Here is a 19,327-nt window from a genome sequence, read left to right as displayed (position 1 = left end):
GCCGCCTAACACGCCGGGTAGCGCGGCAGACGTGCCCGAGCTGCATCCCAGCGACCAGAACGAACCCGGGATCACCCGGCGCCGTCGAGGCCGCGGGTTCAGCTATCACGGACCCGGCGGAGAGACCGTCCGCGACCATGCGACGCTGGCCAGGATCAGGGCGCTGACGATCCCGCCGGCCTGGACCGACGTGTGGATCTGCGCCTCGCCCCACGGGCACCTGCAGGCGGTCGGCACCGACGCGGCCGGGCGCCGCCAGTACCGCTACCACGACCTGTGGCGGCAGCAGCAGGACGAGGCCAAGTTCGACCGGGTGCTGGAGCTGGCCGACCGGCTGCCCGCGTTCAGGAAGAGCGTCGACGAGCAGCTCAGGGGCCGCGGGCTGACCAAGGAACGGGTGCTGGCCGCCGCCGCGCGGCTGCTCGACATCGGCTTCTTCCGCGTCGGCGGCGAGAGCTACGACTCCTACGGCCTGGCCACGCTCCGGATGGAGCACGTCGTCTGCTCGCGCAACACGATCACCTGCTCGTACCCGGCCAAGGGCGACGTGCCGCGTGAGATCCGGGTGGCCGACCCCGGCGCCTGCCGGGTGGTCCGGTCGCTGAAGTCCCTGAGCGCCGAGGGGGAGCTGCTCCGCTACCGGGGCGAGAACGGCTGGGTGGACGTGCGCAGCGAGGACATCAACGACTACCTGCGCGAGACCATCGGCGAGTTCACCGCCAAGGACTTCCGCACCTGGCACGCCACGGTGCTGGCCGCCGTCGGGCTGGCCGTCTCCCGCATGGCCGAGAGCGACACGGCCAGGAAGCGGGCCGTCACCCGGGTCATGCGGGAGGTCGCCGAGTATCTCGGCAACACCCCCGCCGTGGCGCGGGCCTCGTACGTGGATCCGCGGGTGATCAGCGCGTACGAGGAGGACAAGACGATCGGTCACGCGCTGACCGAGCTGGGAGCCGGCGTGGACCCGGGGAAGCTGGCCACGCACGGCAAGGTGGAACGAGCCGTCATCAACCTCCTTCGCACCGTTTGAGCGGTTCTTTGCCGGGCATGCGCGGCAGGGAGTATAGGGAGGGAAGCGATGGAAGCTCCGCAGTACGTCGCGGCCCGCGTCCAGGCGGCGCTGGCTGAGGACCGCCGCACGCATGAGCTCGGCATCCGTGTCGACGTGAGAGGCGATCAGCTTTTCCTGCGCGGCCAGGTGAGCGGGGCCGAGCAACGTGAACGGCTCGGCGAGGTGGCCAGGGAGGCCGCTCCCGACCTTCACGTGCACAACGAGATCAACGTCGTCGAGGTCGGCAGGCCAGGGGAGGTAGAGCATCTTGACTGAACTGCGCATCGCGGCCGTGGGAGACATCCACCTGGGTGAGGACGTGCGCGGCCAGTACCGCAAGAGCCTGGACGGCATCGGGGACCGCGCCGACATCCTCATGGTGGCCGGCGACCTGACCCGGCACGGCACGCTGGAGGAGGGCAGGGTGGTGGCCGACGAGCTGCGCGACCTGCCGATCCCGGTCGTGGCCGTGCTCGGCAACCACGACTACCACTCCGACATGCAGCACGAGATCGCCAGTGAGCTGCGCGACGCCGGCGTCATCGTGCTGAACGACGACAGCGCGGTCATCGAGTGCGACGGCACGCGGCTCGGCGTGGTCGGCGGCAAGGGCTTCGGCGGCGGGTTCGCGGGCAAGTGCGCGAGCGAGTTCGGCGAGCGCGAGACCAAGAACTTCGTCCGCCACACCCGGCTGATCGCGGAGTCCTGGCAGCACGCGCTGAAGGAGATCGACGCCGACCGCCGGGTGGTGCTGTCGCACTACTCTCCGATCAAGGAGACGCTTGAGGGCGAGCCGCTGGAGATCTACCCGTTCCTGGGCAGTTACCTGCTCGCCGAGGCGGTCGACACGGCGGGTGCCGACCTGATCCTGCACGGCCACGCGCACAGGGGCACCGAGAAGGGCATGACCTCCGGCGGCATCCGCGTGCGCAACGTCGCCCTGCCGGTGCTCGGCGCCGCTTACGCGGTCTACTGCCTGGCCGACGAGTAGCCGTTCATGGTGAAGCCCTTCCCGGTCATCCGGGAAGGGCTTCTTCGGCGTACAACTCCTTCTTCATTTATGGCAATTCATCGGGCCGGTGATAAACACCGGCCCGACGAACGAGCGTGTGGGGCGTCAGAACACGCCCTACACATTGAAGATGCTGACCCCACCGGGGCCGACCAGGAACCCGAGAACGATCAGGACGATCCCCCAGAGGAGATCGCGACGGGCCAGAATCACATAGATGCCGGCGATGACGAGAATTACCGCGATGATCCAGAGCAAAGTAGCCATGACACAGCCACTGCCCTCGTGGCGGGACCTTTAACATTCGATGTGCCGCCGATATTTTCCTCTTTCATGAGGCGGACCTGGCGAGCTTGGCGTACGCGAACTGCAGCCAGTCGGAGGCGGCCACCGCCGTCATCGCCGCTCCCACCAATCTGGTCGCGCGCGGCGCGAACACCAGGCCGATGGCGTAACCCGTGGCCGCCCACTGGGCGATGCAGAACGGGCAGCTCACCAGCTCGCCGACCGTGTTGCGCGGCTCCTCCTTCAGCTCCGACGGCCCGCTCACGCCCTCGAACCGGGTGAACGGCGCCCTGATCGGGCTGGTGACCGGATCCTTGGCCAGGAGGCGGGCGAGCTTGTGAGTGCAGGCCGCCATCAGGGCCACGTCCATCGGCCCGATCCGCTCCGGCGGCCGCCTGCCGGTGAGCTTCGCCGCGACGGCCGCCGCCGCCACGACCGTCCCGTACACGCCGATGATGCGGGCGTAGGTGCCCAGGGGACGATCGTGCTCGCCTTCGTACTCCTGCCCGGTCTTTTCCAGGTACTCCGTCATGGGGTCGCGGCTACCCTTCGGCCGTCGGTTCACGCGCCGGGACAGGCCTATTCGAAGGGCCTGAGGGTAGCCCGCTCTCATGAGCAGTCATAGTCATGAGGTCACTGACGCCATCCTTGACACGCTCAAACGGGCGAGCTCCGGTTTGAAGGACGCGGGCGTGAAATTCGCCTTGGCGGGAGGGTGCGCTGCGTACGCGCGCGGCGCGGCGCCGTCCCTGCACGACGTGGACTTCGTGGTCACCGAGCACGACGTGCCCGCGGCTCTGGAAGCGCTGCGGGGCATCGGTTTCCGGACGGCCAAGCCGCCCGAGGACTGGCTGGTCAAGGCGTACGACGACGGCAAGCTGGTGGATCTGATCTTCAAGGTGTCCGACCGCCCGGTCACTGACGAGTTGCTGAACCGGGCCGAGCCGATGAAGGCGTCGGCGGTGATCGTGCCCGTCCTGGAGGCCACGGACCTGGTGATCTCCTGGCTGATGCCGCTGTCGGAGCACGCCTGCGACTACGGCGCGCTGCTGCCCCAGGTCAGGGCGCTGCGGGAGCAGGTGGACTGGTCCAGGGTCGCGGCGGTGACCGGGTCCTCCCCGTACGCGGCCACGTTCCTGACCCTGCTCGAACGGCTGGCCGTGCTGGAGAAGCCGGTCGAGCCCGCGGGTGACACCTCCTGGCCGTGAGCCACGGGGGACCGCCGTGGGCCGCGTCGCCGGGCGTGGCCTTTTCGATGTCCCCGGGCGGGCTCGCCGATTTCGGGATGAACGCTGCTTTCCGTCCCGGCTAAGGTGAGCCCGTGCCGCGATTGATCTGCTCCCCTCCTCCCGCCCGCTAGCGGGCGGCATTTCCTGATTTTCCGGGTCTGACCGATCCGGGGGTGGCTGCTGCCCGCATCCGGGCCCTTCTCCACCACTCCCATCCGGAGCGATCTGTCATGACCCAACTGTCCATCCGGCGTGCCACCGGGTACGTCGTCACGGCCGCGGCTGCGTGGGGCACCGGCGGCGCGGCGGGATCCCTGCTGTTCGCCGCGGGCGGCTTCGACGCCCTCGACGTCACCTTCTGGCGCTTCCTCCTCGGCGCCGCGTTCCTCCTGCCCCTGCTCGGCGGGGCGTCCTGGCGGCTGGACCGCCACGTGCTGGTCGTCGGCGCGGGCATGGCCGTCTACCAGGCCGCCTACTTCGCGGCCATCGCGCGCTCGGGGGTCGCGGTGGCCACCGTGATCACCATGGGCGCGACGCCCGTGTTCACCGCCCTCGGCGGGCGTCTTCTCCTCGGCGAGCGGCTCGGCCGGTCCGGCCTCGCCGCACTCCTGGCCGCCCTGACGGGACTCGCCCTCCTGATGGCGGGCTCCCCGGAGGCGCCTGGCGGCTCCGGGGCGGGGGGCGCGCTCGGCGGGGCCGGGTTCGCGCTGCTGTCGGCGTTCGGTTACGCCGGGGTGACGTTGTTGTCACGGCGGCTCGGCACGGCGGAGGAGCCGGGGGACCCGCTGGCCACCGCCGCGGCCGGGTTCCTCGTGGGGGCCGCGTGCGTGCTGCCGTTCGCGCTGGCCGGCGGGGTGCTGCCCCGGTTGAGCTGGGAGAGCGCGGCGCTGCTCGCGTTCCTCGGCGCGGTGCCCACCGCGCTGGCCTACGGGCTGTTCTTCCGCGCGCTCACCGCGCTGAGCGCCACCACCGTCGCCATCGTCTCCCTGGGCGAGGCCGCCTTCGCGGCCCTGATCGGGGTGGCGTTGCTCGGTGAGCGGCCCGGCCCCGCGGGCTGGGCCGGATGCGCGTTGCTGCTGCTGGCCGGGGTGTTCCCGGCCCGGCGGGCGCGGGGCTAGCGGACGGGCGAGTGCGGTCCGTCGTATGGGTTAAGGTCCGTACGGCGGACCGCTGCGCCCCGGCGCGAGGGAACGGCGCCGGCGAAGCGCGCGTTGGAGGAACTGTGGCCTCGATAACAGGAATCGTCAGGAACCTTCTGGACCGCCCCGGAGGGGCGAACCTGAGCCCCTACCGGAAGGTCGTCAAGGCCGCCGCCGGGCACGCCGACCGCCTCAAGACGCTCGACGAGCTGCCCCGGCCCGACATGAGCGACCTGGCCGCGTTCTGCGCCGTCGCCAGGGAGGCGGCCGACCGCACCCTCGGGCTCCGTCCGTACGACGTGCAGTTGCTCGGCACGCTCGCGCTGCTCGACGGCAAGGTCGCGGAGATGGCCACCGGCGAGGGCAAGACGCTCTCAGGCGCCATGGCGGCCGCGGGCTACGCCCTGAAGGGCAGGCGGGTGCACGTCATGTCCGTCAACGACTACCTCGCCAGGCGCGACGCCGAGTGGATGGCCCCCTTCTACGAGGCCATGGGGGTCACCGTCGGCTGGCTCGACCAGAACTCCACGCCCGCCGAGCGGCGCGAGGCGTACGCGAAGGACATCACCTACGGGCCGGTCAGCGAGATCGGCTTCGACGTGCTGCGCGACCGGCTGCGCACCGACGCGAGCGAGCTGATCGTGCCGGAGCCGGAGGTGGCGCTGGTCGACGAGGCCGACTCGGTCCTGGTCGACGAGGCCAGGGTGCCGCTGGTGATGGCCGGCTCGTCCGACGCCGGCAACACCGTGCCCGAGATGGCGGTGCTGGTCCGCACACTCGTCCGCGGCTACCACTACGAGATCGACGAGCAGGCCCGCAACGTCTACCTGACGCCCAAAGGCGCCGAGACCGTCGAGAAGCGGCTGGACGTCGAGCTCTACGACCAGGACGAGCCCGGCACGCTGATCGAGCTCAACCTCGCCCTGCACGCCCACGCCCTGCTCACCCGCGACGTCGACTACATCGTGCGCGACGGCAAGGTGCAGCTCATCAACCCGTCGCGCGGCCGGGTGGCGGTGCTGCAGCGCTGGCCGAACGGTCTGCAGGCGGCGGTCGAGGCCAAGGAGGCGCTGCCCGCCAGCGACAAGGGCGAGATCCTCGACTCGATCACCATCCAGGGCCTGATCAGGCGCTACCCGAGGGTGTGCGGCATGACCGGCACCGCCGTCGCGGTGCACGAGCAGCTCGGCGAGTTCTACGGGCTGAAGGTCGCGGTGATCCCGCCGAACCGGCCGTGCGTCAGGGAGGACGAGCCCGACCGGATCTACCCGACGGTGCCGGAGAAGGAGTCGGCGCTGGTCGAGGAGATCCAGCGGGTGCACGAAACCGGCAGGCCCATCCTCATCGGCACGCTCGACGTGGCCGAGTCGGAGAACCTCGCCGACCTGCTGCGCCGCCGCGGCCTCGAACCGGTGGTGCTCAACGCCAAGAACGACGCGGAAGAGGCCGCCATCATCGCCAGGGCGGGCGAGCGCGACGCGATCACCGTGTCCACCCAGATGGCCGGCCGCGGCACCGACATCCGTCTCGGCGAGGGCGTCGCGGAGCTGGGCGGCCTGTACGTGATCGGCTCCGGCCGCCACGCCAGCAGCCGCCTGGACGACCAGCTCCGCGGCCGGGCGGGCCGGCAGGGCGACCCGGGCGGCTCCGTGTTCTTCGTCGGCCTGGAGGACGAGCTGGTCACCCAGTTCGCGCCCGACGAGCGGCCGCCCGCCGCCGACCCCGACGGCCTGGTGCGCCACCGCCGCGCCGCCTACATCGTCGGTCACGCCCAGCGCATCGCCGAGGGCGTCAACCTGCAGATCCACCGCAACACCTGGCGTTACACCCGGCTGCTCGAACAGCAGCGCGAGCTCATCCTGGAGTGGCGCGACAAGGTGCTCCACACCGACTCGGCGGCCCGCGCGCTGGCCGCGGCCCACCCCGAGGAGTGGGCGGCGGCGCCGGAGGACACCCGCGAGGAGACGGCCCGTCAGATCGTGCTGCACGCCATCGACACCTGCTGGACCGAGCACCTCGCGTTCCTGCACGACCTGCGCGAGGGCATCCACCTGCGGGCGCTGGGCCGGATGAGCCCGATCGACGAGTTCCAGAGGGAGGCGGTGGCCGAATACAAGACGCTGCAGGCGGAGATCGAGCGGCGCTCGCTGGAGGCGTTCCAGGCCCCCGAGCCCGACCTGAAGCGACCCGAGGCCACCTGGACCTACCTGGTGCAGGACAACCCGTTCGGCACCGAGTGGGACCGCATCCTCAAGCGGATCAAGGGCGGCCCCGCCCGTACCTGACAGCAGATGGCAGGTATGCCTGGAAGGCTGCGGAGCATGACGACGAAAGCGAAGCTCCTCGCCACGACCATCGACTGCGCGGAGCCGAAGAAGCTGGCGGAGTTCTACCACCAGCTGACCGGCCTGCCCATCCAGTACTCGGAGGACGAGTACGCCGCCGTGGGCGACGGCACGACCAACATCTACTTCGGCAGGGTGCCCGACCGCGAGCCGGTCCCGTGGCCCAGCCCCGCCAAGCAGTTCCACTTCGACTTCCGGGTGCCCGACGTGGAGAAGGCCGTCGAGGAGTACGTCGCGCTGGGCGCCACCAGGCCGGAGTTCCAGCCGGGCGTCACCGACGAGGGCGTGGGCTGGATCGTGATGCAGGACCCGGAGGGCCACGCGTTCTGCGTCTGCCCAGAGAAGTCCTGAACCCGGAGGGCCAGATCACGGCCCCCTTAAGGGGAAGAATGGCCTAAAGGATGATTCGGGGCTGGCGCGCACCCTCTAAGCTGGGGCAATGCTCCAAGGATCTCCTCCCCACCGAGCACGCCCATGACCTGGATCGGCGTGCTCATCGCGCTGGCGGGCGCTCTCGGATACGCGCTGGGGGCGGCGCTGCAGCAGTACGAAGCCGTGGCCGAGGGCGCGTCGCTCAGGCTGATGCGGCGCCCCCGATGGTGGATCGGCGGCGTCATCGGGTTCACCGGCGCGTGCCTCCACGCGGTCGCGCTGAGCTTCGCGCCGCTGGTGGCGGTCCAGCCGATCAGCGTGGCGACGCTGGTGTTCGCGGTGCCGCTGGCCGCCTTCATGTACGGTCGCAAACCGTACAAGGCGGAGATCTTCGGCTCTATCGCGGTGGCGGTGGGCCTGCTCTGGCTGATGATGCTGGTGCCCCACCAGGACGTCACGCCCCGGCTGAGCGACGGGGCCGCGCTCGGGTTCATCGGCGTGATCACGCTGATCGCGCTGGCCACGCAGGTCGCCGCCGCCCGGGTGCGCGGGCCGGTCAGGGCGATGCTGCTGGCGATCGGCGCGGGCGCGGTCACGGCCAGCGTCTCGACGTTCGTCCGGGTGGTGGGGGGCGGCCTGGAGGGCGACCTCGGGCGGCTGGTCCACTGGTTCACGCTGGCCATCCCGGTGCTGCTGATCTTCGCGGTGGTGCTGCTGCAGCGCTCCTACGCGGTCGGCTACTTCGGCATCGCCTACGCGGGCGTGCAGGTGGTCGACCCGATCACGTCGGTGATGGCCGGCGCGCTGCTGCTCGGCGAGTCGTTGCCGACCAGCCCGTCCACCGCGATCCCCGCCGTGTGCGCGGCGGCGCTGACCATCGCCGGCACGATCACGCTCGGCCGTCTCGCACCCGATCACTCCCGGCCCGCGCCGGTGGCCGCCACCGCAGAACCCCGTCCATTTGCCGCAGCATCAGATCTGGCGTGACCCGCGTGGCCAGCGACATGCCCAGGTCGCGCAGGGCCACGGCGAGCGGGTTGCGCAGCTTGGTCGTCCGGCAGATGCTCATGGCCTTGCGCACGATCCCGGCGGTGCGGCTCAGCCTGGCCTCGGTGTAGGCGGCCAGGTCGCCCCCGGCGAGGTGGGCGAGCACGACCGCGTCCTCGATCGACTGGCAGGCGCCCTGGCCCAGGTGGGGCGTCATCGCGTGGGCCGCGTCGCCCAGCAGCGCCACCCGCCCCGCGTGCATCGCGGGCAGCGGCTCGCGCAGGTAGTAGAGGTCGTTGCGCAGGACGTGGGCCGGGTCGGCGGTGCGCAGCAGCTCGGGGATCGGCTCGTGCCAGCCGCCGAACCTGCGCACCAGCTCCGCCCTCTCGTCACCGGCGGCGCCGCCTGCGGGCGCGACGTCGGTGGCGTAGAAGTACACCGTCTTCTCGTCCAGCGGGTGCGCGCCGAACACCAGCCCCCGGCCCCAGGTCTCGCTGTTGCGCGGCGTCGCGGCCGGCATGGGCGCCAGGCCGCGCCAGGCCGTCACCCCCGAGTAGACCGGCCCGGGATGGCCGGGGAAGAGCGCCCGGCGGGTCGGGGAGTGGATGCCGTCGGCCGCCACGACCAGGTCGCCGGTGAACTCGCCGGCGTCCGTCCGCACGGTGCCCGTGGCGGCGTCCACGCCGGTGACCGTGGTGCCGAGGCGTAGCCGGTCGGGCCCGAGCGCCTCGGCCAGCAGGTCCACCAGCTGGGCACGGAGCAGCACCACGGCCGTCCGGTCGCCGTAGCGCTCCTCGGCCGCGCTGCCGCTGGTGTGGGTGAGCCAGCGGCCGTCGGGCCTGCGGATCCCGATCTGCCCCTGCATCCTGGCGCGCGCCCGCACCGGGTCGCCGAGTCCTACGGTGTCGAGGGCGCGCAGCGCGTTGACCGCTATGGCCAGCCCGGAGCCGACCGGTTCGAGCTTCGGCGTCCGCTCCAGGACGGTGACGTCCCATCCCTTGCGGTCCAGGGCGACACCCGCGGTCAGCCCTCCGATGCCGCCGCCGATGACGATCGCTTTCATGTCCATCCCCTCACTACTTCTGTAGTGGCAACATACTACGCCCGTAGTTTGGACTACAAGCGTAGTATCGGGGTCCGTGAAGCGATCCGAGGCCGTGGCGGAGGCGGCGATCACCCTGCTGGCCGAGCGGGGCATGCGCGGGCTGACCCATCGGGCGGTCGACGAGGCCGCCGGGCTGCCGCCCGGGTCCACGTCCAACGTGGCCCGCACCCGCGCCGCGCTCCTGGAGCTCACCCTGTCGCGGCTCACCGACCTGGAGGAGCGGCTGTTCTCGGGGGCGATGGGCGACGGGCCGCCGCCGGGCGCCGACCTGACCGAGCTGCTCGCCGGAGTGCTGACGGCCCAGCTGCGCGACCGGCGGCGCACGCTGGCCCGCTACGAGCTGGCGCTGGAGGCGACCAGGCGGCCGGAGCTGCGGGAGATCTACGACCGGGCGGGCCGCCGGTTCCGCGATCCCGCCGTCGCCCTGCTCGCCGCCGCGGGCTCGCGTGATCCGGTACGGCACGGCCGCCAGCTCGTGGCGTTCGCCGAGGGCGTCATGTTCGACGTCATCGCCGGCGCGGGCGCCGAGCCGTCGCCGGACGACCTGCGGGCCGGCGTGCGGGATCTGCTGAGAGGCATGCTCGCCGACGAGGGCGACGGCCGGAGCGACGCCGGCCGGAGCCGGCGGCGGGGCTGACACCGGGACGGCGGCGGGGCGGGTGTCAGCCGGTGAGGCGGGCGCGGTGGGACGGCCATTCGTCGTCGAGGATGCCGAAGCAGGCCGTGTCGCGCCAGGTGCCGTCCGGCCTGCGGCGGTGGCGGCGGAGCGTGCCCTCGTGCAGCCCGCCGATCCGCTTGATGGCGGCCTGGGAGCGCAGGTTGAGCGCGTCGGTCTTGAGCAGCACCCGGTTGTGGCCGAGCTTGTCGAAGGCGTGGTCGAGGAGCAGGAGCTTGCAGGAGGTGTTCACGGCCGAGCGCCAGTGGGCGCGGCCGTACCAGGTCCAGCCGATCTCGACGCTCTCGTCGAACCCCGGCACGTCGCAGTAGGCGGTCCAGCCGACCGCCCGCCCGGTCTCCTTGAGCAGCACGGCCAGCGGCACGTGCCTGTCGTCCTCGATCAGCGACCGGGCGGCCGCCGCCAGCTCCTCCTCGGCGCGCGGCGTGGCGATCGGCATCCACCGCCACACCTCGTCGTCACCGCCGCCCGCGGCGAACAGGTCCGGCACGTGGCCGGGGGAGAGGGGTTCCAGCCGGACGACGTCGTTCTCCAGCGTCACGGGTGCGGGAAGGTGTGCGGTCATGGCGGTGACCTTACGGGGGACCGGTCCGTACGGGAGAGAGCCACCTGGCGGGTTTTGGCGGAGACCACTGTCGACAGCCATACCGGCCGGTCGGTAGGCTCGCGGCATGGACTTCGCTTTCGACAGCGTCACCGAAGACCTTCGCCGGCGCCTGCTGCAGTTCATGGACGAGTGCGTCTACCCGGCCGAGCCCGCCTTCGAGGAGCAGGCCAAGGCCAGCGGCTGGGGCGTCCCGCCGCTCGTCGAGGACCTGAAGGACGAGGCGAGGAAGCGTGGCCTGTGGAACCTGTTCCTGCCCGGTGACCACGGCGCCGGGCTGACCAACCTCCAGTACGCGCCGCTCGCGGAGATCATGGGCCGCAGCCCGCGGCTGGCGCCCGTGGCGACCAACTGCGCCGCGCCCGACACCGGCAACATGGAGGTGCTCTCCATGTTCGGCAGCGAGTGGCAGCGCAAGGAGTGGCTGCGCCCGCTGCTCGACGGCGAGATCCGCTCGGCGTTCGCGATGACCGAGCCCGACGTGGCCTCCTCCGACGCCACCAACATCGCCACCTCGATCGTCCGTGACGGCGGCGAGTACGTCATCAACGGCCGCAAGTGGTTCACCTCCGGCGCGATGAACCCGAACTGCAAGATCTTCATCGTGATGGGCAAGACCGACCCAGAGGCGCCCAAGCACCGCCAGCAGAGCATGATCCTGGTGCCCCGCGACACCCCCGGCATGGACATCCGGCGCGGCATGAGCGTCTTCGGCTACGACGACGCCGACCACGGCGGGCACGCCGAGATCCTCTTCGAGGACGTCCGCGTCCCGGCGGAGAACCTCGTCGGGGAGGAGGGCGGCGGCTTCGCCATCGCCCAGGCCAGGCTCGGCCCCGGCCGGATCCACCACTGCATGCGCCTGATCGGCATGGCCGAGCGGGCCGTCGAGCTGATGTGCGGCAGGGCGCTGGCCAGGACCGCGTTCGGCAAGCCGATCGCCCGGCAGGGCGTGGTGCAGGACTGGATCGCCGAGTCCCGCATCAAGATCGAGCAACTGCGCCTGCTCGTGCTGAAGACCGCCTGGCTCATGGACACCGTCGGCAACCAGGGCGCCCACACCGAGATCCAGGCCATCAAGATCTCCACCCCGATCACCGTGGAGTGGATCCTCGACAAGGCCATCCAGGTGCACGGCGCGGGCGGCGTCTCCCAGGACTTCCCGCTGGCCGGGCTCTGGGCCGGGGCCCGGTCGCTGCGCCTGGCCGACGGGCCGGACGAGGTGCACAAGCGGTCGCTGGCCTACCGCGAGCTCAAGAAGCACATGTGATCCCCCGACGACAGGAGCTGGAGTGGACGAAGCACGGCTCAAGGAACGCGTCGCCGCGTTCCTGAGTGAGAACGACCCGGCAGGCGACCGGCTGGAGTTCCTGCGCGCCAGGTTCGACGCCGGCCTGGCCTGGGTCTGGTTCCCCGAAGGGCTCGGCGGTCTCGGGCTCTCCCGTGACATGCAGGCGGTCGTGGAGCGGGAGCTGGCCGGCACCCCGCAGATCGACGGCGGCGTGCAGGGCATCGGCCTGGGCATGGCCGCGCCCACCATCCTCGCCTTCGGCACCGAGGAGCAGCAGCGGCGCTTCCTGCGGCCGCTGTGGACCGGCGAGGAGATCTGGTGCCAGCTCTTCAGCGAGCCCGGCGCCGGCTCCGACCTGGCCACGCTCGCCACCCGGGCGGTCCGGGACGGCGACGAGTGGGTGGTCGACGGGCAGAAGGTGTGGACGTCGGGCGCCCACCACGCCCGCTGGGCCATCCTGGTCACCCGCACCGACCCCGGCGTGCCCAAGCACCGCGGCCTGACGTACTTCGTCTGCGACATGCAGGCGCCCGGCGTCGACGTCCGGCCGCTGCGGCAGATCACCGGCGAGGCCGAGTTCAACGAGGTCTTCCTGACCGGCGTCCGGCTCGCCGACGACCTGCGGCTGGGCGCGGTCGGCGACGGCTGGAGGGTCGCGCAGACGACGCTGATGAACGAGCGGGTGGCCATCGGCGGCGGCGGTGGCGCCCGCGGCGGCGGCATGGTGGGCGGCGTGCTGCGCTCCTGGCGGGAGCACCCCGAGCTGCGCACCCACGACCTGCACCAGCGGCTGCTGTCGCTCTGGGTGGAGGCCGAGGTGACCCGCCTGTCGGGCGCCAGGCTGCGCGAGCAGCTCGCCGCCGGCCAGCCGGGGCCCGAGGGGTCCGGCATGAAGCTGTCGTTCGCCAAGCTCAACCAGGCGCTGACCGGCCTGGAGATGGAGTTCCTGCGCGACCTCGGCTACGACGACTACGCCTTCCGCCGCTCCGAGACCGTCGACTTCTACGGCCGCGGCCCCGGCTACCGCTACCTGCGCGCCAAGGGCAACTCGATCGAGGGCGGCACCTCGGAGATCCTGCGCAACATCATCTCCGAACGGGTGCTCGGCCTGCCCTCGGAACCCCGCATCGACAAGGACGTGCCCTGGAAGGACCTGCCGCGATGAGCCTGCTGTATTCCGAGGTCGAGGAGGAGCTCCGCGCCGCCGTGCGCGACCTGCTCGCCGACCGCTGCCCGCCGTCGGCGGTGCTCAAGCGCGCCGAGTCGCGGCCGTACGACCCGGACCTGTGGAAGACGCTGGCCGGGGAGATCGGCGTGGCCGGGCTGATCGTCCCCGAGGAGTACGGCGGCGCGGGCGCGTCCGCCAGCGAGGCCGCCGTCGTGCTGGAGGAGCTGGGCCGCGGCATCGCGCCGGTGCCGTTCTTCACCAGCTCGGTGCTGGCCACCCGCGCGCTCGTCCAGGCGGGGGCGGGCGAGCTGCTCGAACGGCTGGCCGACGGGCGCTCGACGGCCGCGCTGGCGGTGTCGTTCGCCGCGTCCCCGTACCGGCCCGACCGCGGCGCGTCGGTGAGGCACTCGGGCGGGACGCTGTCCGGCACGGTCACCGGCGTCGCCGGGGCCGACGTGGCCGACGTGCTGCTCGTCCCGGTCGAGGGCGACCTGTATCACGTGGAGGGCGCCGAGGTGCGGGCGGAGACCTCGTTCGACCTCACCCGGCCGGTCTCCACCGTCACGTTCGACGGCGCGGGCGCCACCCGCGTGGGCGACGTGGACCTGGTGGCCGTCCTGCGGTTCGGCGCCGGGCTGCTGGCCTCCGAGCAGTACGGGGTCGCGCAGTGGTGCCTGGACACCACGCTGGCCTACGTCAAGGAGCGTCACCAGTTCGCCCGGCCGGTCGGCTCCTTCCAGTCGATCAAGCACCGGCTGGCCGACCTGTGGTTGGACGTGGTGCGCGCCCGCGCCGCCGCCCGCAACGCCGTCACCGAGGACACGCCGGTCGCGGCCGCCGTGGCCCAGGCGTGGAACGCGGGCGTGGCCGTACGCGCCGCGGAGGAGGCGCTGCAGTTGCACGGCGGGATCGGCATGACCTGGGAGCACCCGCTGCACCTGTATCTCAAGCGCGCCAAGTCCGCGGAGGTCGCGCTCGGCACGCCGGGCGACCACCGGGAGGCGCTGGCCTCACTCGCCGGGGTGCCCGCCCCCGAGTGAGGTGAGCAGCAGGTCGGCGAAGTGCTCGCCCACCTGGGCACCGGTCAGCGGCCCGTCCGCGTGGAACCAGGTGCCCAGGTGGTGCACCGAGCCGAAGAAGTAGTCGACGACCAGCTCGGCCGGCACCCGGTCGCTGAACACGCCCTCGCGCTGGCCCTCCAGCACCAGGTCGCGGAAGCGCTCGTGGTAGCGGCGGCGCTCGGCCCGCACGGTCTTGCGGGTCTCGGGGGCGAGCAGGTGCATCGAGCGGAAGAAGATCTTGGAGTCGTCGAGGTTGTCCGTCGTGGTCTCCACCACGTCGGCGGCCGCCCGGTGCAGCCGCTCCACGACCGTGCCGCCGCTGTCGGCGATCTGCGTCAGGCGCTGCATCTGCATGCGCAGGACCCTGGCGTAGATCTCGTGCAGCAGGTCGTCCTTGGAGTCGAAGTAGTGGTACATGGCGCCCTTGGTGACGCCCGCCGCGACGACGATCTCCTGCACCGAGGTGCTCTCGAAGCCCTGCTCGGCGAAGAGCCTGGTGGCCTCGCCGAGGAGCCGCTGGCGTACCGGTTCATCTTTCACGGGGCAAGCATACCGACTGGTCGGTTGAGCGTCTTGATTGTGGCCCTGGAGGTACCAATTACGTCACCTTAGGCTCGCCTTGCTTCGGCATGGGGTATCTCTTAGTTCGGCGAGGGATCTTCGGCGTAGCAGATCCTGTGGTTTCACGACATCTTCATTCGGGGAGTTTGCCGTGCCCGGTGGCTCTATCTACGTGCAGCAGGACGAGAAATTCACAGGATCGTCTCCGCAGTGGTGGTACGAGAAGTTCTGGCGGGAGGGAGCCCAGAGCAGGCGCCGCTCCCGCATGGTCAAGGCGGCGGTGGGAGCCGTCGCCGGGTTCGCGATCGCGCTCCGGTTCACCCTTCCGGCGCCCGTCCTCTACGCCGTCGCGCTCGGCGGCGTCGTCGCGGGCATCGACTGGTGGCTCGACTGGCGCGCGTTCCGGGCCACCGCGGTCTGGCGGGGCAGGCGGCGCGGCGAGGCCATCACGGGCCGGCTGCTGCGGCGCTCCCTCGGCAGGCAGGGCTATCGCGTGCTCGACGGCCGCGCCATCAGGGACCAGGCGTCCATCGACCACCTGGTGATCGGGCCGGGCGGGGTGTGGATCGTCGACAACGAGTCGTGGAGCCCGGACACCGAGATCGCCTCCTACAACGGGCGGCTGTTCTTCGGCGAGAAGTACGGCACGAAAACGGCCAAGCCGCTGTGCGACGCCGCGCAGGCGTTCGCCGAGCTGCTCGGCCGCGAGACCGGCATCCAGATCTCCATCAGCCCGCTGATGGCCGTCCACTGCGGCATGCTGCCGCGCGGCGGCTCGCTCACGGCCGAGGGCGTCACCTTCCTCAAGCCGCGCCTGGTGGCCAGGCACATCAAGGCCAACCAGAAGGCCCTGCTGGACGCCGCGCAGATCGAGCTGCTGGCCCGCACCGCCGCCCGCGAGCTGCAGCGCGTCTGACCCGCCGCCCGGCGACGGGTCAGGCGATGTCCTCGATGAACGCGGTCAGCTGGGCCACGTTCCTGCACTCGTGCATCGGCACCACCGTGCCGTAGTCGGTGGCGATCGAGTCGCCGGTGTCCCACTGGCGGCGCGGCTCCGGGTTCAGCCAGTACGCGTGGCGGGCCTTGCCGGCCAGCGACTTCAGCACCTCCAGGGCGGGCGGCTGGTAGTTGGAGCGGGCGTCGCCCAGGATGAGCAGGGAGCTCTTCGGGCCGATCGCGTCGCCGTAACGCTCGGCGAACGTCTCCAGCGCGTGCCCGTAGTTGGTGCGGCCGAAGCGCACCATGTCGGCCTCGGTCGCCAGCCGGCTCATCGCGTCCAGCACGTCGGCGCCGGGCTGGAAGAACCGGGTGATCTCGTCCACGGTGTCCACGAACCCGAACGCCCGCACCTTCGTGAACTGCTCCCGCAGCGCGTACGTGAGCAGCAGCGTGAAGTGCGCGAACGACGACACCGAGTCGCTGGTGTCGCAGAGGATGACCAGCTCGGGCTTGTGCGGCCGGGGCGGCTTGAAGTGGGTGTCCATCGGCACGCCGCCGCTCTGCAGCGAGGCCCGCACGGTGCGGCGGAAGTCCAGCCGCCCGCGCCTGCCCTTCCTGTGCTTGATCGTCAGCCGCGCGGCCAGCCTGCGGGCCAGCGGATGGACCTCGCGGCGCAGCCGGGCCAGGTCGGCCTTGGTGACGCGGAGGAAGTCGAGCTGGTCGAGCGGCGGCCGCACGGCCGAGCGGGCGATCTTCTCGATCCCGGAGTCCTCGGCGATGCGGCGGCGCACGTCGGCGGAGACCGCCTCCTCGAACCGCCTGATGCCCGAGTTCACCCGCTGCCGGGCGGTCTTCTCGGCCAGCCCGCCGCGCTCCTGCCCGGCCAGCACCTCGCGCAGGATGCCGGCCATGAGCGTCTCGGGCGACAGGGCGCGCAGCACGCTGTAGGAGAACCAGTTCTGCCGCCCCGGCCGCGCCTCCTGCCTGCCGAAACGGCCCACCATGGCCCGCGCGAACGCGCGCAGCTCGCTCTCCGTGCCGTCCATCAGCAGCCCGGCCAGGTGCTCGCGCAGCTCGGGGACCGGGGCCTGGTCCAGGTCGACGTCCTCGCGCTGTCGCAGGCCGCTCGTCGCCGGCGGGAACCACAGGTCGAACAGCACGTCGAAGCCGGGCCGGTTGGCCGGCTTCTTCACCAGCGTGGCCGCGTACGCCTCGCGCAGCGACTCCCTCTCGACCAGGTCGATCACCTGCAGCGCCCGCGCCGCGTCCAGCCCTTCGGCCAGCGACACGGGCAGCCCGGCGTCCCGCAGCGCATGCACGAATCCGATGTGCCTGTCGACGAGCGACATCAGGCCAGCCCGAGTTCCTTGACGGCGCGCTCGTGGTCGGAGTTGTGCTTGAGCACCACGCCCAAGGTCTCCGCCACGGTCTCCTCGTCCAGGTCGCCCCGCCCGAGCGCCAGCAGCGTGTGGGCCCAGTCGACGGTCTCGGCCACCGACGGCGCCTTCTTCAACTCCAGCGCGCGCAGCGTCGCCACCGTGCGGGCGAGCTGCTCGGCCACGCCGGCGGGCAGCGACGGCACCTGCGCGAGCACGATGTCGCGCTCGCGTTCGGGTGTCGGGTACTCGATGTGCAGGTAGAGGCAGCGCCGCTTGAGCGCCTCCGACAGCTCGCGGGTGGCGTTCGAGGTCAGCACCACGTACGGCCTGCGCCTGGCGACGATCGTGCCCAGCTCCGGGATCGTCACCTGGAAGTCGGACAGCAGCTCCAGCAGCAGGCCCTCGACCTCGACGTCGGCCTTGTCCATCTCGTCGATGAGCAGCACGGTCGGCTCCTCGGCCCTGATGGCCTTGAGCAGCGGCCGCTCCAGCAGGAACTCCTCGGTGAAGATGTCGTCGTCGGCGCTGGTGGCCTGGATGCGCAGCAGTTGCTTCTTGTAGTTCCACTCGTACAGCGCCCGCGCCTCGTCCAGGCCCTCGTAGCACTGGAGCCTGACCAGGGCTGACCCGGTGGCCTGGGCGACGGCCTTGGCCAGCTGGGTCTTGCCGACGCCCGCGGGGCCCTCCACGAGCAGCGGCTTGCCGAGTGCGGCGGCCAGGAACACCGAGGTGGAGATGGCGTCGTCGGAGAGATAGTCGACGGCGGTGAGCCGCTCGGTCACGTCGGCGGGGGATGCGAACATCGATGCTCCTGTCTGGTGGCCGAACTTTATTCTAGCCGGAGATGTCCGCGTCCAACCGATTCGACCAGCATGCGAATCGCCGGTATATTCATGCCCGCAAGCGCCGCTAGCTCAGTTGGTCAGAGCAGCTGACTCTTAATCAGCGGGTCCGGGGTTCGAGTCCCTGGCGGCGTACTCGACGGGAAAGCCCCGGCTCACCATGGTGGGCCGGGGCCTTCCGCTTGTCGTCGTCTCAGCGGCCGTGCAGGCGGAGGAAGTCGTCCAGGCTCCGGTGGTAGAAGGCGAGGTCCTTCTCCAGCTTGGCCCTGGTGACCCGGTCGGGCTCCGACGCGCGCAGCGACCTGCCCGTCTCCGTCCAGAACTCCTCCGATTCGAGCTCGGCGGCGCCGTCGGGGAAGAACTTCAGTGCCTCCTCCAGGGCCTCGGCGGCGAACCGCCAGCCCGACGCCACCTCGTCGTGCTTGCGGGCGTCCGAGGGGTCGGCGGCGGAGTACAGCGCGCCCTCCATCGCCCGGCGCGCGTACGTGGTCGCGATGAGCACCCACTGGCCGGGGTCGATCAGCTCCGACACCCCGGCGCCGAACACCAGGTCCCGCTCCCTCGCCCGCGCCTCGGACTCGCGGGGCACGAGCACCTCCGCCCCGCCGAGGCGCACCACCCAGCCGTCCGCCGTCTCCTGGGTGGTCGCGTCGCGCGAGCCGCCGGCCAGGTCGAGGTATACGTACGCCTCCACGAGCGTGCGGGCGCGCTTCCGCTCAGGCATACCGCTCCACCAGCCCCTGGTAGGTGTCCCGCACGACCAGCAGCCGGTCGAGCTGGAACCGGCCCGGCTCCTGCGCCCGCATCCGCTGCCCCCGCTCCGACCAGAACCCGTCGTCGGGCACCTCGTCCGCGCCCGGCGGCACGAACTTGACCACCTCCGCCACGGCCGCCGCCGCGACCCGCAGCGTGCGCTCCGCCTCGGCCGGGTCGTCCGTCGGCACGTTGCCCGCCGACAGGTCGGCCACCCACATCCACTCGCCCGCGTCGAGCAGCTCCGACGGCTCCTCCCCGCCGAACGTCGGATAACCGGCGGGCATCAGGGGCCGCTCCGGCAGGCCGAACACGTACTCCCGGGGTGTCCCGCACGCCTCGCACGTGCCGTGGTAGCGGTTGACCAGCTCGCCGTCCACGCTGACCAGCCCGCTCTGCCAGGAGGTTTCCACCGACCCGCAGGCGCACGGGTGCAGATCGAGATAGAGGTGGGCCTCGTCCCTCGTCCTCGCCACCGCGAACGTCATGACAGTCCTCTCGCTCGGGATTCCCCATGATGCCGGAACT

The 19,327-nt window shown here is 71.5% G+C and carries 22 protein-coding genes and 1 tRNA gene; 14 read left to right on the top strand and 9 right to left on the bottom strand.

Annotation, left to right across the window (positions count from 1 at the left end; all coding sequences use genetic code 11):
* The first annotated feature begins 31 nt into the window (after positions 1-31).
* From ACIBF7_RS31290 to ACIBF7_RS31280, 3 genes are read left to right on the top strand one after another with little or no spacing between them, the layout of a single operon-like run.
* Positions 32-1,030, top strand: a complete 999-nt coding sequence (locus ACIBF7_RS31290; RefSeq protein WP_271275389.1) for a DNA topoisomerase IB — start codon at positions 32-34, stop codon at positions 1,028-1,030.
* A 48-nt stretch (positions 1,031-1,078) separates the two neighbouring features.
* Positions 1,079-1,327 (top strand): BON domain-containing protein, encoded by a 249-nt coding sequence (locus tag ACIBF7_RS31285; protein ID WP_148029583.1) that lies wholly within the window; start codon positions 1,079-1,081, stop codon positions 1,325-1,327.
* On the top strand, positions 1,320-2,042 hold the full coding sequence (locus tag ACIBF7_RS31280) for a metallophosphoesterase (RefSeq protein WP_219543759.1): 723 nt from the start codon (positions 1,320-1,322) through the stop codon (positions 2,040-2,042). Before ACIBF7_RS31285 ends, ACIBF7_RS31280 begins: the two co-directional genes overlap by 8 nt.
* A gap of 138 nt (positions 2,043-2,180) precedes the next feature.
* Here ACIBF7_RS31280 and ACIBF7_RS31275 read toward each other — a convergent pair whose 3' ends face one another.
* On the bottom strand, positions 2,181-2,330 hold the full coding sequence (locus tag ACIBF7_RS31275) for a GPGG-motif small membrane protein (protein WP_020543887.1): 150 nt from the start codon (positions 2,328-2,330) through the stop codon (positions 2,181-2,183).
* Between the two features lie 64 nt (positions 2,331-2,394).
* On the bottom strand, positions 2,395-2,880 hold the full coding sequence (locus ACIBF7_RS31270) for a DUF1360 domain-containing protein (RefSeq protein WP_148029584.1): 486 nt from the start codon (positions 2,878-2,880) through the stop codon (positions 2,395-2,397).
* Between the two features lie 79 nt (positions 2,881-2,959).
* Between ACIBF7_RS31270 and ACIBF7_RS31265 the strand changes: the two genes are divergently transcribed.
* The 5 genes from ACIBF7_RS31265 to ACIBF7_RS31245 all read left to right on the top strand — a co-directional run bounded on the left by ACIBF7_RS31265 (position 2,960) and on the right by ACIBF7_RS31245 (position 8,420).
* Positions 2,960-3,556 carry a nucleotidyltransferase gene (locus tag ACIBF7_RS31265; RefSeq protein ID WP_148029585.1) on the top strand — a complete coding sequence of 199 codons (597 nt, stop codon included), beginning with the start codon at positions 2,960-2,962 and terminating at the stop codon, positions 3,554-3,556.
* A gap of 251 nt (positions 3,557-3,807) precedes the next feature.
* Positions 3,808-4,695, top strand: a complete 888-nt coding sequence (locus tag ACIBF7_RS31260) for a DMT family transporter (protein ID WP_148029586.1) — start codon at positions 3,808-3,810, stop codon at positions 4,693-4,695.
* Positions 4,696-4,799: 104 nt separating this feature from the next.
* Entirely contained in the window at positions 4,800-7,001 is a 2,202-nt protein-coding gene (gene secA2, locus ACIBF7_RS31255; protein ID WP_372452407.1) for an accessory Sec system translocase SecA2, read from the top strand.
* A gap of 36 nt (positions 7,002-7,037) precedes the next feature.
* The gene (locus ACIBF7_RS31250; protein WP_148029587.1) at positions 7,038-7,412 is read left to right on the top strand and encodes a VOC family protein; all 375 of its coding nucleotides are present in this window, start codon (positions 7,038-7,040) and stop codon (positions 7,410-7,412) included.
* A 123-nt stretch (positions 7,413-7,535) separates the two neighbouring features.
* Positions 7,536-8,420, top strand: coding sequence for a DMT family transporter (locus tag ACIBF7_RS31245; RefSeq protein ID WP_148029588.1), 885 nt, complete (start codon positions 7,536-7,538; stop codon positions 8,418-8,420).
* Here ACIBF7_RS31245 and ACIBF7_RS31240 read toward each other — a convergent pair.
* Positions 8,323-9,483 (bottom strand): FAD-dependent monooxygenase, encoded by a 1,161-nt coding sequence (locus tag ACIBF7_RS31240; protein WP_397198766.1) that lies wholly within the window; start codon positions 9,481-9,483, stop codon positions 8,323-8,325. The genes ACIBF7_RS31245 and ACIBF7_RS31240 overlap by 98 nt on opposite strands.
* Positions 9,484-9,559: 76 nt before the next feature.
* Here ACIBF7_RS31240 and ACIBF7_RS31235 point away from each other — a divergent pair, with 76 nt between their 5' ends.
* Positions 9,560-10,162, top strand: a complete 603-nt coding sequence (locus ACIBF7_RS31235) for a TetR/AcrR family transcriptional regulator (protein WP_397198765.1) — start codon at positions 9,560-9,562, stop codon at positions 10,160-10,162.
* 25 nt (positions 10,163-10,187) lie between these two features.
* Here ACIBF7_RS31235 and ACIBF7_RS31230 read toward each other — a convergent pair whose 3' ends face one another.
* The gene (locus ACIBF7_RS31230; protein ID WP_148029590.1) at positions 10,188-10,766 is read right to left on the bottom strand and encodes a GNAT family N-acetyltransferase; all 579 of its coding nucleotides are present in this window, start codon (positions 10,764-10,766) and stop codon (positions 10,188-10,190) included.
* A gap of 106 nt (positions 10,767-10,872) precedes the next feature.
* Between ACIBF7_RS31230 and ACIBF7_RS31225 the strand changes: the two genes are divergently transcribed.
* Genes ACIBF7_RS31225 through ACIBF7_RS31215 form a run of 3 tightly spaced genes read left to right on the top strand, consistent with a single transcriptional unit; the run spans position 10,873 to position 14,304 of the window.
* Positions 10,873-12,075, top strand: a complete 1,203-nt coding sequence (locus ACIBF7_RS31225; protein ID WP_271275385.1) for an acyl-CoA dehydrogenase family protein — start codon at positions 10,873-10,875, stop codon at positions 12,073-12,075.
* A gap of 22 nt (positions 12,076-12,097) precedes the next feature.
* Positions 12,098-13,261: an acyl-CoA dehydrogenase family protein gene (locus tag ACIBF7_RS31220; protein WP_219543766.1), complete on the top strand. Its 1,164-nt coding sequence runs from the start codon at positions 12,098-12,100 to the stop codon at positions 13,259-13,261.
* Complete coding sequence (locus tag ACIBF7_RS31215) at positions 13,258-14,304, top strand: acyl-CoA dehydrogenase family protein (RefSeq protein WP_364231164.1); 1,047 nt, start codon at positions 13,258-13,260, stop codon at positions 14,302-14,304. Before ACIBF7_RS31220 ends, ACIBF7_RS31215 begins: the two co-directional genes overlap by 4 nt.
* Here ACIBF7_RS31215 and ACIBF7_RS31210 read toward each other — a convergent pair.
* Positions 14,275-14,865, bottom strand: coding sequence for a TetR/AcrR family transcriptional regulator (locus ACIBF7_RS31210; RefSeq protein ID WP_364231166.1), 591 nt, complete (start codon positions 14,863-14,865; stop codon positions 14,275-14,277). The genes ACIBF7_RS31215 and ACIBF7_RS31210 overlap by 30 nt on opposite strands.
* 172 nt (positions 14,866-15,037) lie before the next feature.
* On the opposite strand from ACIBF7_RS31210, the gene ACIBF7_RS31205 reads away from it, so the two are divergent.
* Positions 15,038-15,802: a nuclease-related domain-containing protein gene (locus ACIBF7_RS31205; protein WP_271275384.1), complete on the top strand. Its 765-nt coding sequence runs from the start codon at positions 15,038-15,040 to the stop codon at positions 15,800-15,802.
* A gap of 19 nt (positions 15,803-15,821) precedes the next feature.
* On the opposite strand, the gene ACIBF7_RS31200 is transcribed toward ACIBF7_RS31205, so the two are convergent.
* Both ACIBF7_RS31200 and ACIBF7_RS31195 read right to left on the bottom strand, forming a co-directional pair.
* A complete protein-coding gene (locus ACIBF7_RS31200) occupies positions 15,822-17,174 on the bottom strand; it encodes a VWA domain-containing protein (protein WP_271275383.1) in 1,353 nt (450 codons plus the stop codon).
* On the bottom strand, positions 17,174-18,007 hold the full coding sequence (locus ACIBF7_RS31195; RefSeq protein WP_148029597.1) for a MoxR family ATPase: 834 nt from the start codon (positions 18,005-18,007) through the stop codon (positions 17,174-17,176). The genes ACIBF7_RS31200 and ACIBF7_RS31195 overlap by 1 nt, the downstream gene beginning before the upstream one ends.
* Before the next feature lie 100 nt (positions 18,008-18,107).
* Here ACIBF7_RS31195 and ACIBF7_RS31190 point away from each other — a divergent pair.
* A tRNA-Lys gene (locus ACIBF7_RS31190) sits at positions 18,108-18,181 on the top strand.
* Positions 18,182-18,239: 58 nt separating this feature from the next.
* Here the strand turns inward: ACIBF7_RS31190 and ACIBF7_RS31185 are convergent.
* Both ACIBF7_RS31185 and ACIBF7_RS31180 read right to left on the bottom strand, forming a co-directional pair.
* Positions 18,240-18,770 (bottom strand): hypothetical protein, encoded by a 531-nt coding sequence (locus ACIBF7_RS31185; RefSeq protein ID WP_148029598.1) that lies wholly within the window; start codon positions 18,768-18,770, stop codon positions 18,240-18,242.
* Complete coding sequence (locus ACIBF7_RS31180; RefSeq protein WP_364231169.1) at positions 18,763-19,287, bottom strand: hypothetical protein; 525 nt, start codon at positions 19,285-19,287, stop codon at positions 18,763-18,765. The genes ACIBF7_RS31185 and ACIBF7_RS31180 overlap by 8 nt, the downstream gene beginning before the upstream one ends.
* Between the last annotated feature and the right edge of the window lie 40 nt (positions 19,288-19,327).

Source organism: Nonomuraea sp. NPDC050478, assembly GCF_044458265.1.
GTDB lineage: Bacteria > Actinomycetota > Actinomycetes > Streptosporangiales > Streptosporangiaceae > Nonomuraea > Nonomuraea ferruginea.
Note: the sequence above shows the minus strand (reverse complement) of the source record. Positions and strands in the feature narration are given on the sequence as shown.

What these genes read in the sequence shown, in the direction of transcription:
- ACIBF7_RS31240 (WP_397198766.1), bottom strand. Translation starts at nt 9,483, where the DNA reads ATGAAAGCGATCGTCATCGGCGGCGGCATCGGAGGGCTGACCGCGGGT.
- ACIBF7_RS31230 (WP_148029590.1), bottom strand. Translation starts at nt 10,766, where the DNA reads ATGACCGCACACCTTCCCGCACCCGTGACGCTGGAGAACGACGTCGTC.
- ACIBF7_RS31200 (WP_271275383.1), bottom strand. Translation starts at nt 17,174, where the DNA reads ATGTCGCTCGTCGACAGGCACATCGGATTCGTGCATGCGCTGCGGGAC.
- ACIBF7_RS31185 (WP_148029598.1), bottom strand. Translation starts at nt 18,770, where the DNA reads ATGCCTGAGCGGAAGCGCGCCCGCACGCTCGTGGAGGCGTACGTATAC.
- ACIBF7_RS31270 (WP_148029584.1), bottom strand. Translation starts at nt 2,880, where the DNA reads ATGACGGAGTACCTGGAAAAGACCGGGCAGGAGTACGAAGGCGAGCAC.
- ACIBF7_RS31180 (WP_364231169.1), bottom strand. Translation starts at nt 19,287, where the DNA reads ATGACGTTCGCGGTGGCGAGGACGAGGGACGAGGCCCACCTCTATCTC.
- ACIBF7_RS31215 (WP_364231164.1), top strand. Translation starts at nt 13,258, where the DNA reads ATGAGCCTGCTGTATTCCGAGGTCGAGGAGGAGCTCCGCGCCGCCGTG.
- ACIBF7_RS31250 (WP_148029587.1), top strand. Translation starts at nt 7,038, where the DNA reads ATGACGACGAAAGCGAAGCTCCTCGCCACGACCATCGACTGCGCGGAG.
- ACIBF7_RS31225 (WP_271275385.1), top strand. Translation starts at nt 10,873, where the DNA reads ATGGACTTCGCTTTCGACAGCGTCACCGAAGACCTTCGCCGGCGCCTG.
- ACIBF7_RS31285 (WP_148029583.1), top strand. Translation starts at nt 1,079, where the DNA reads ATGGAAGCTCCGCAGTACGTCGCGGCCCGCGTCCAGGCGGCGCTGGCT.
- ACIBF7_RS31195 (WP_148029597.1), bottom strand. Translation starts at nt 18,007, where the DNA reads ATGTTCGCATCCCCCGCCGACGTGACCGAGCGGCTCACCGCCGTCGAC.
- ACIBF7_RS31245 (WP_148029588.1), top strand. Translation starts at nt 7,536, where the DNA reads ATGACCTGGATCGGCGTGCTCATCGCGCTGGCGGGCGCTCTCGGATAC.
- ACIBF7_RS31275 (WP_020543887.1), bottom strand. Translation starts at nt 2,330, where the DNA reads ATGGCTACTTTGCTCTGGATCATCGCGGTAATTCTCGTCATCGCCGGC.
- ACIBF7_RS31260 (WP_148029586.1), top strand. Translation starts at nt 3,808, where the DNA reads ATGACCCAACTGTCCATCCGGCGTGCCACCGGGTACGTCGTCACGGCC.
- ACIBF7_RS31265 (WP_148029585.1), top strand. Translation starts at nt 2,960, where the DNA reads ATGAGCAGTCATAGTCATGAGGTCACTGACGCCATCCTTGACACGCTC.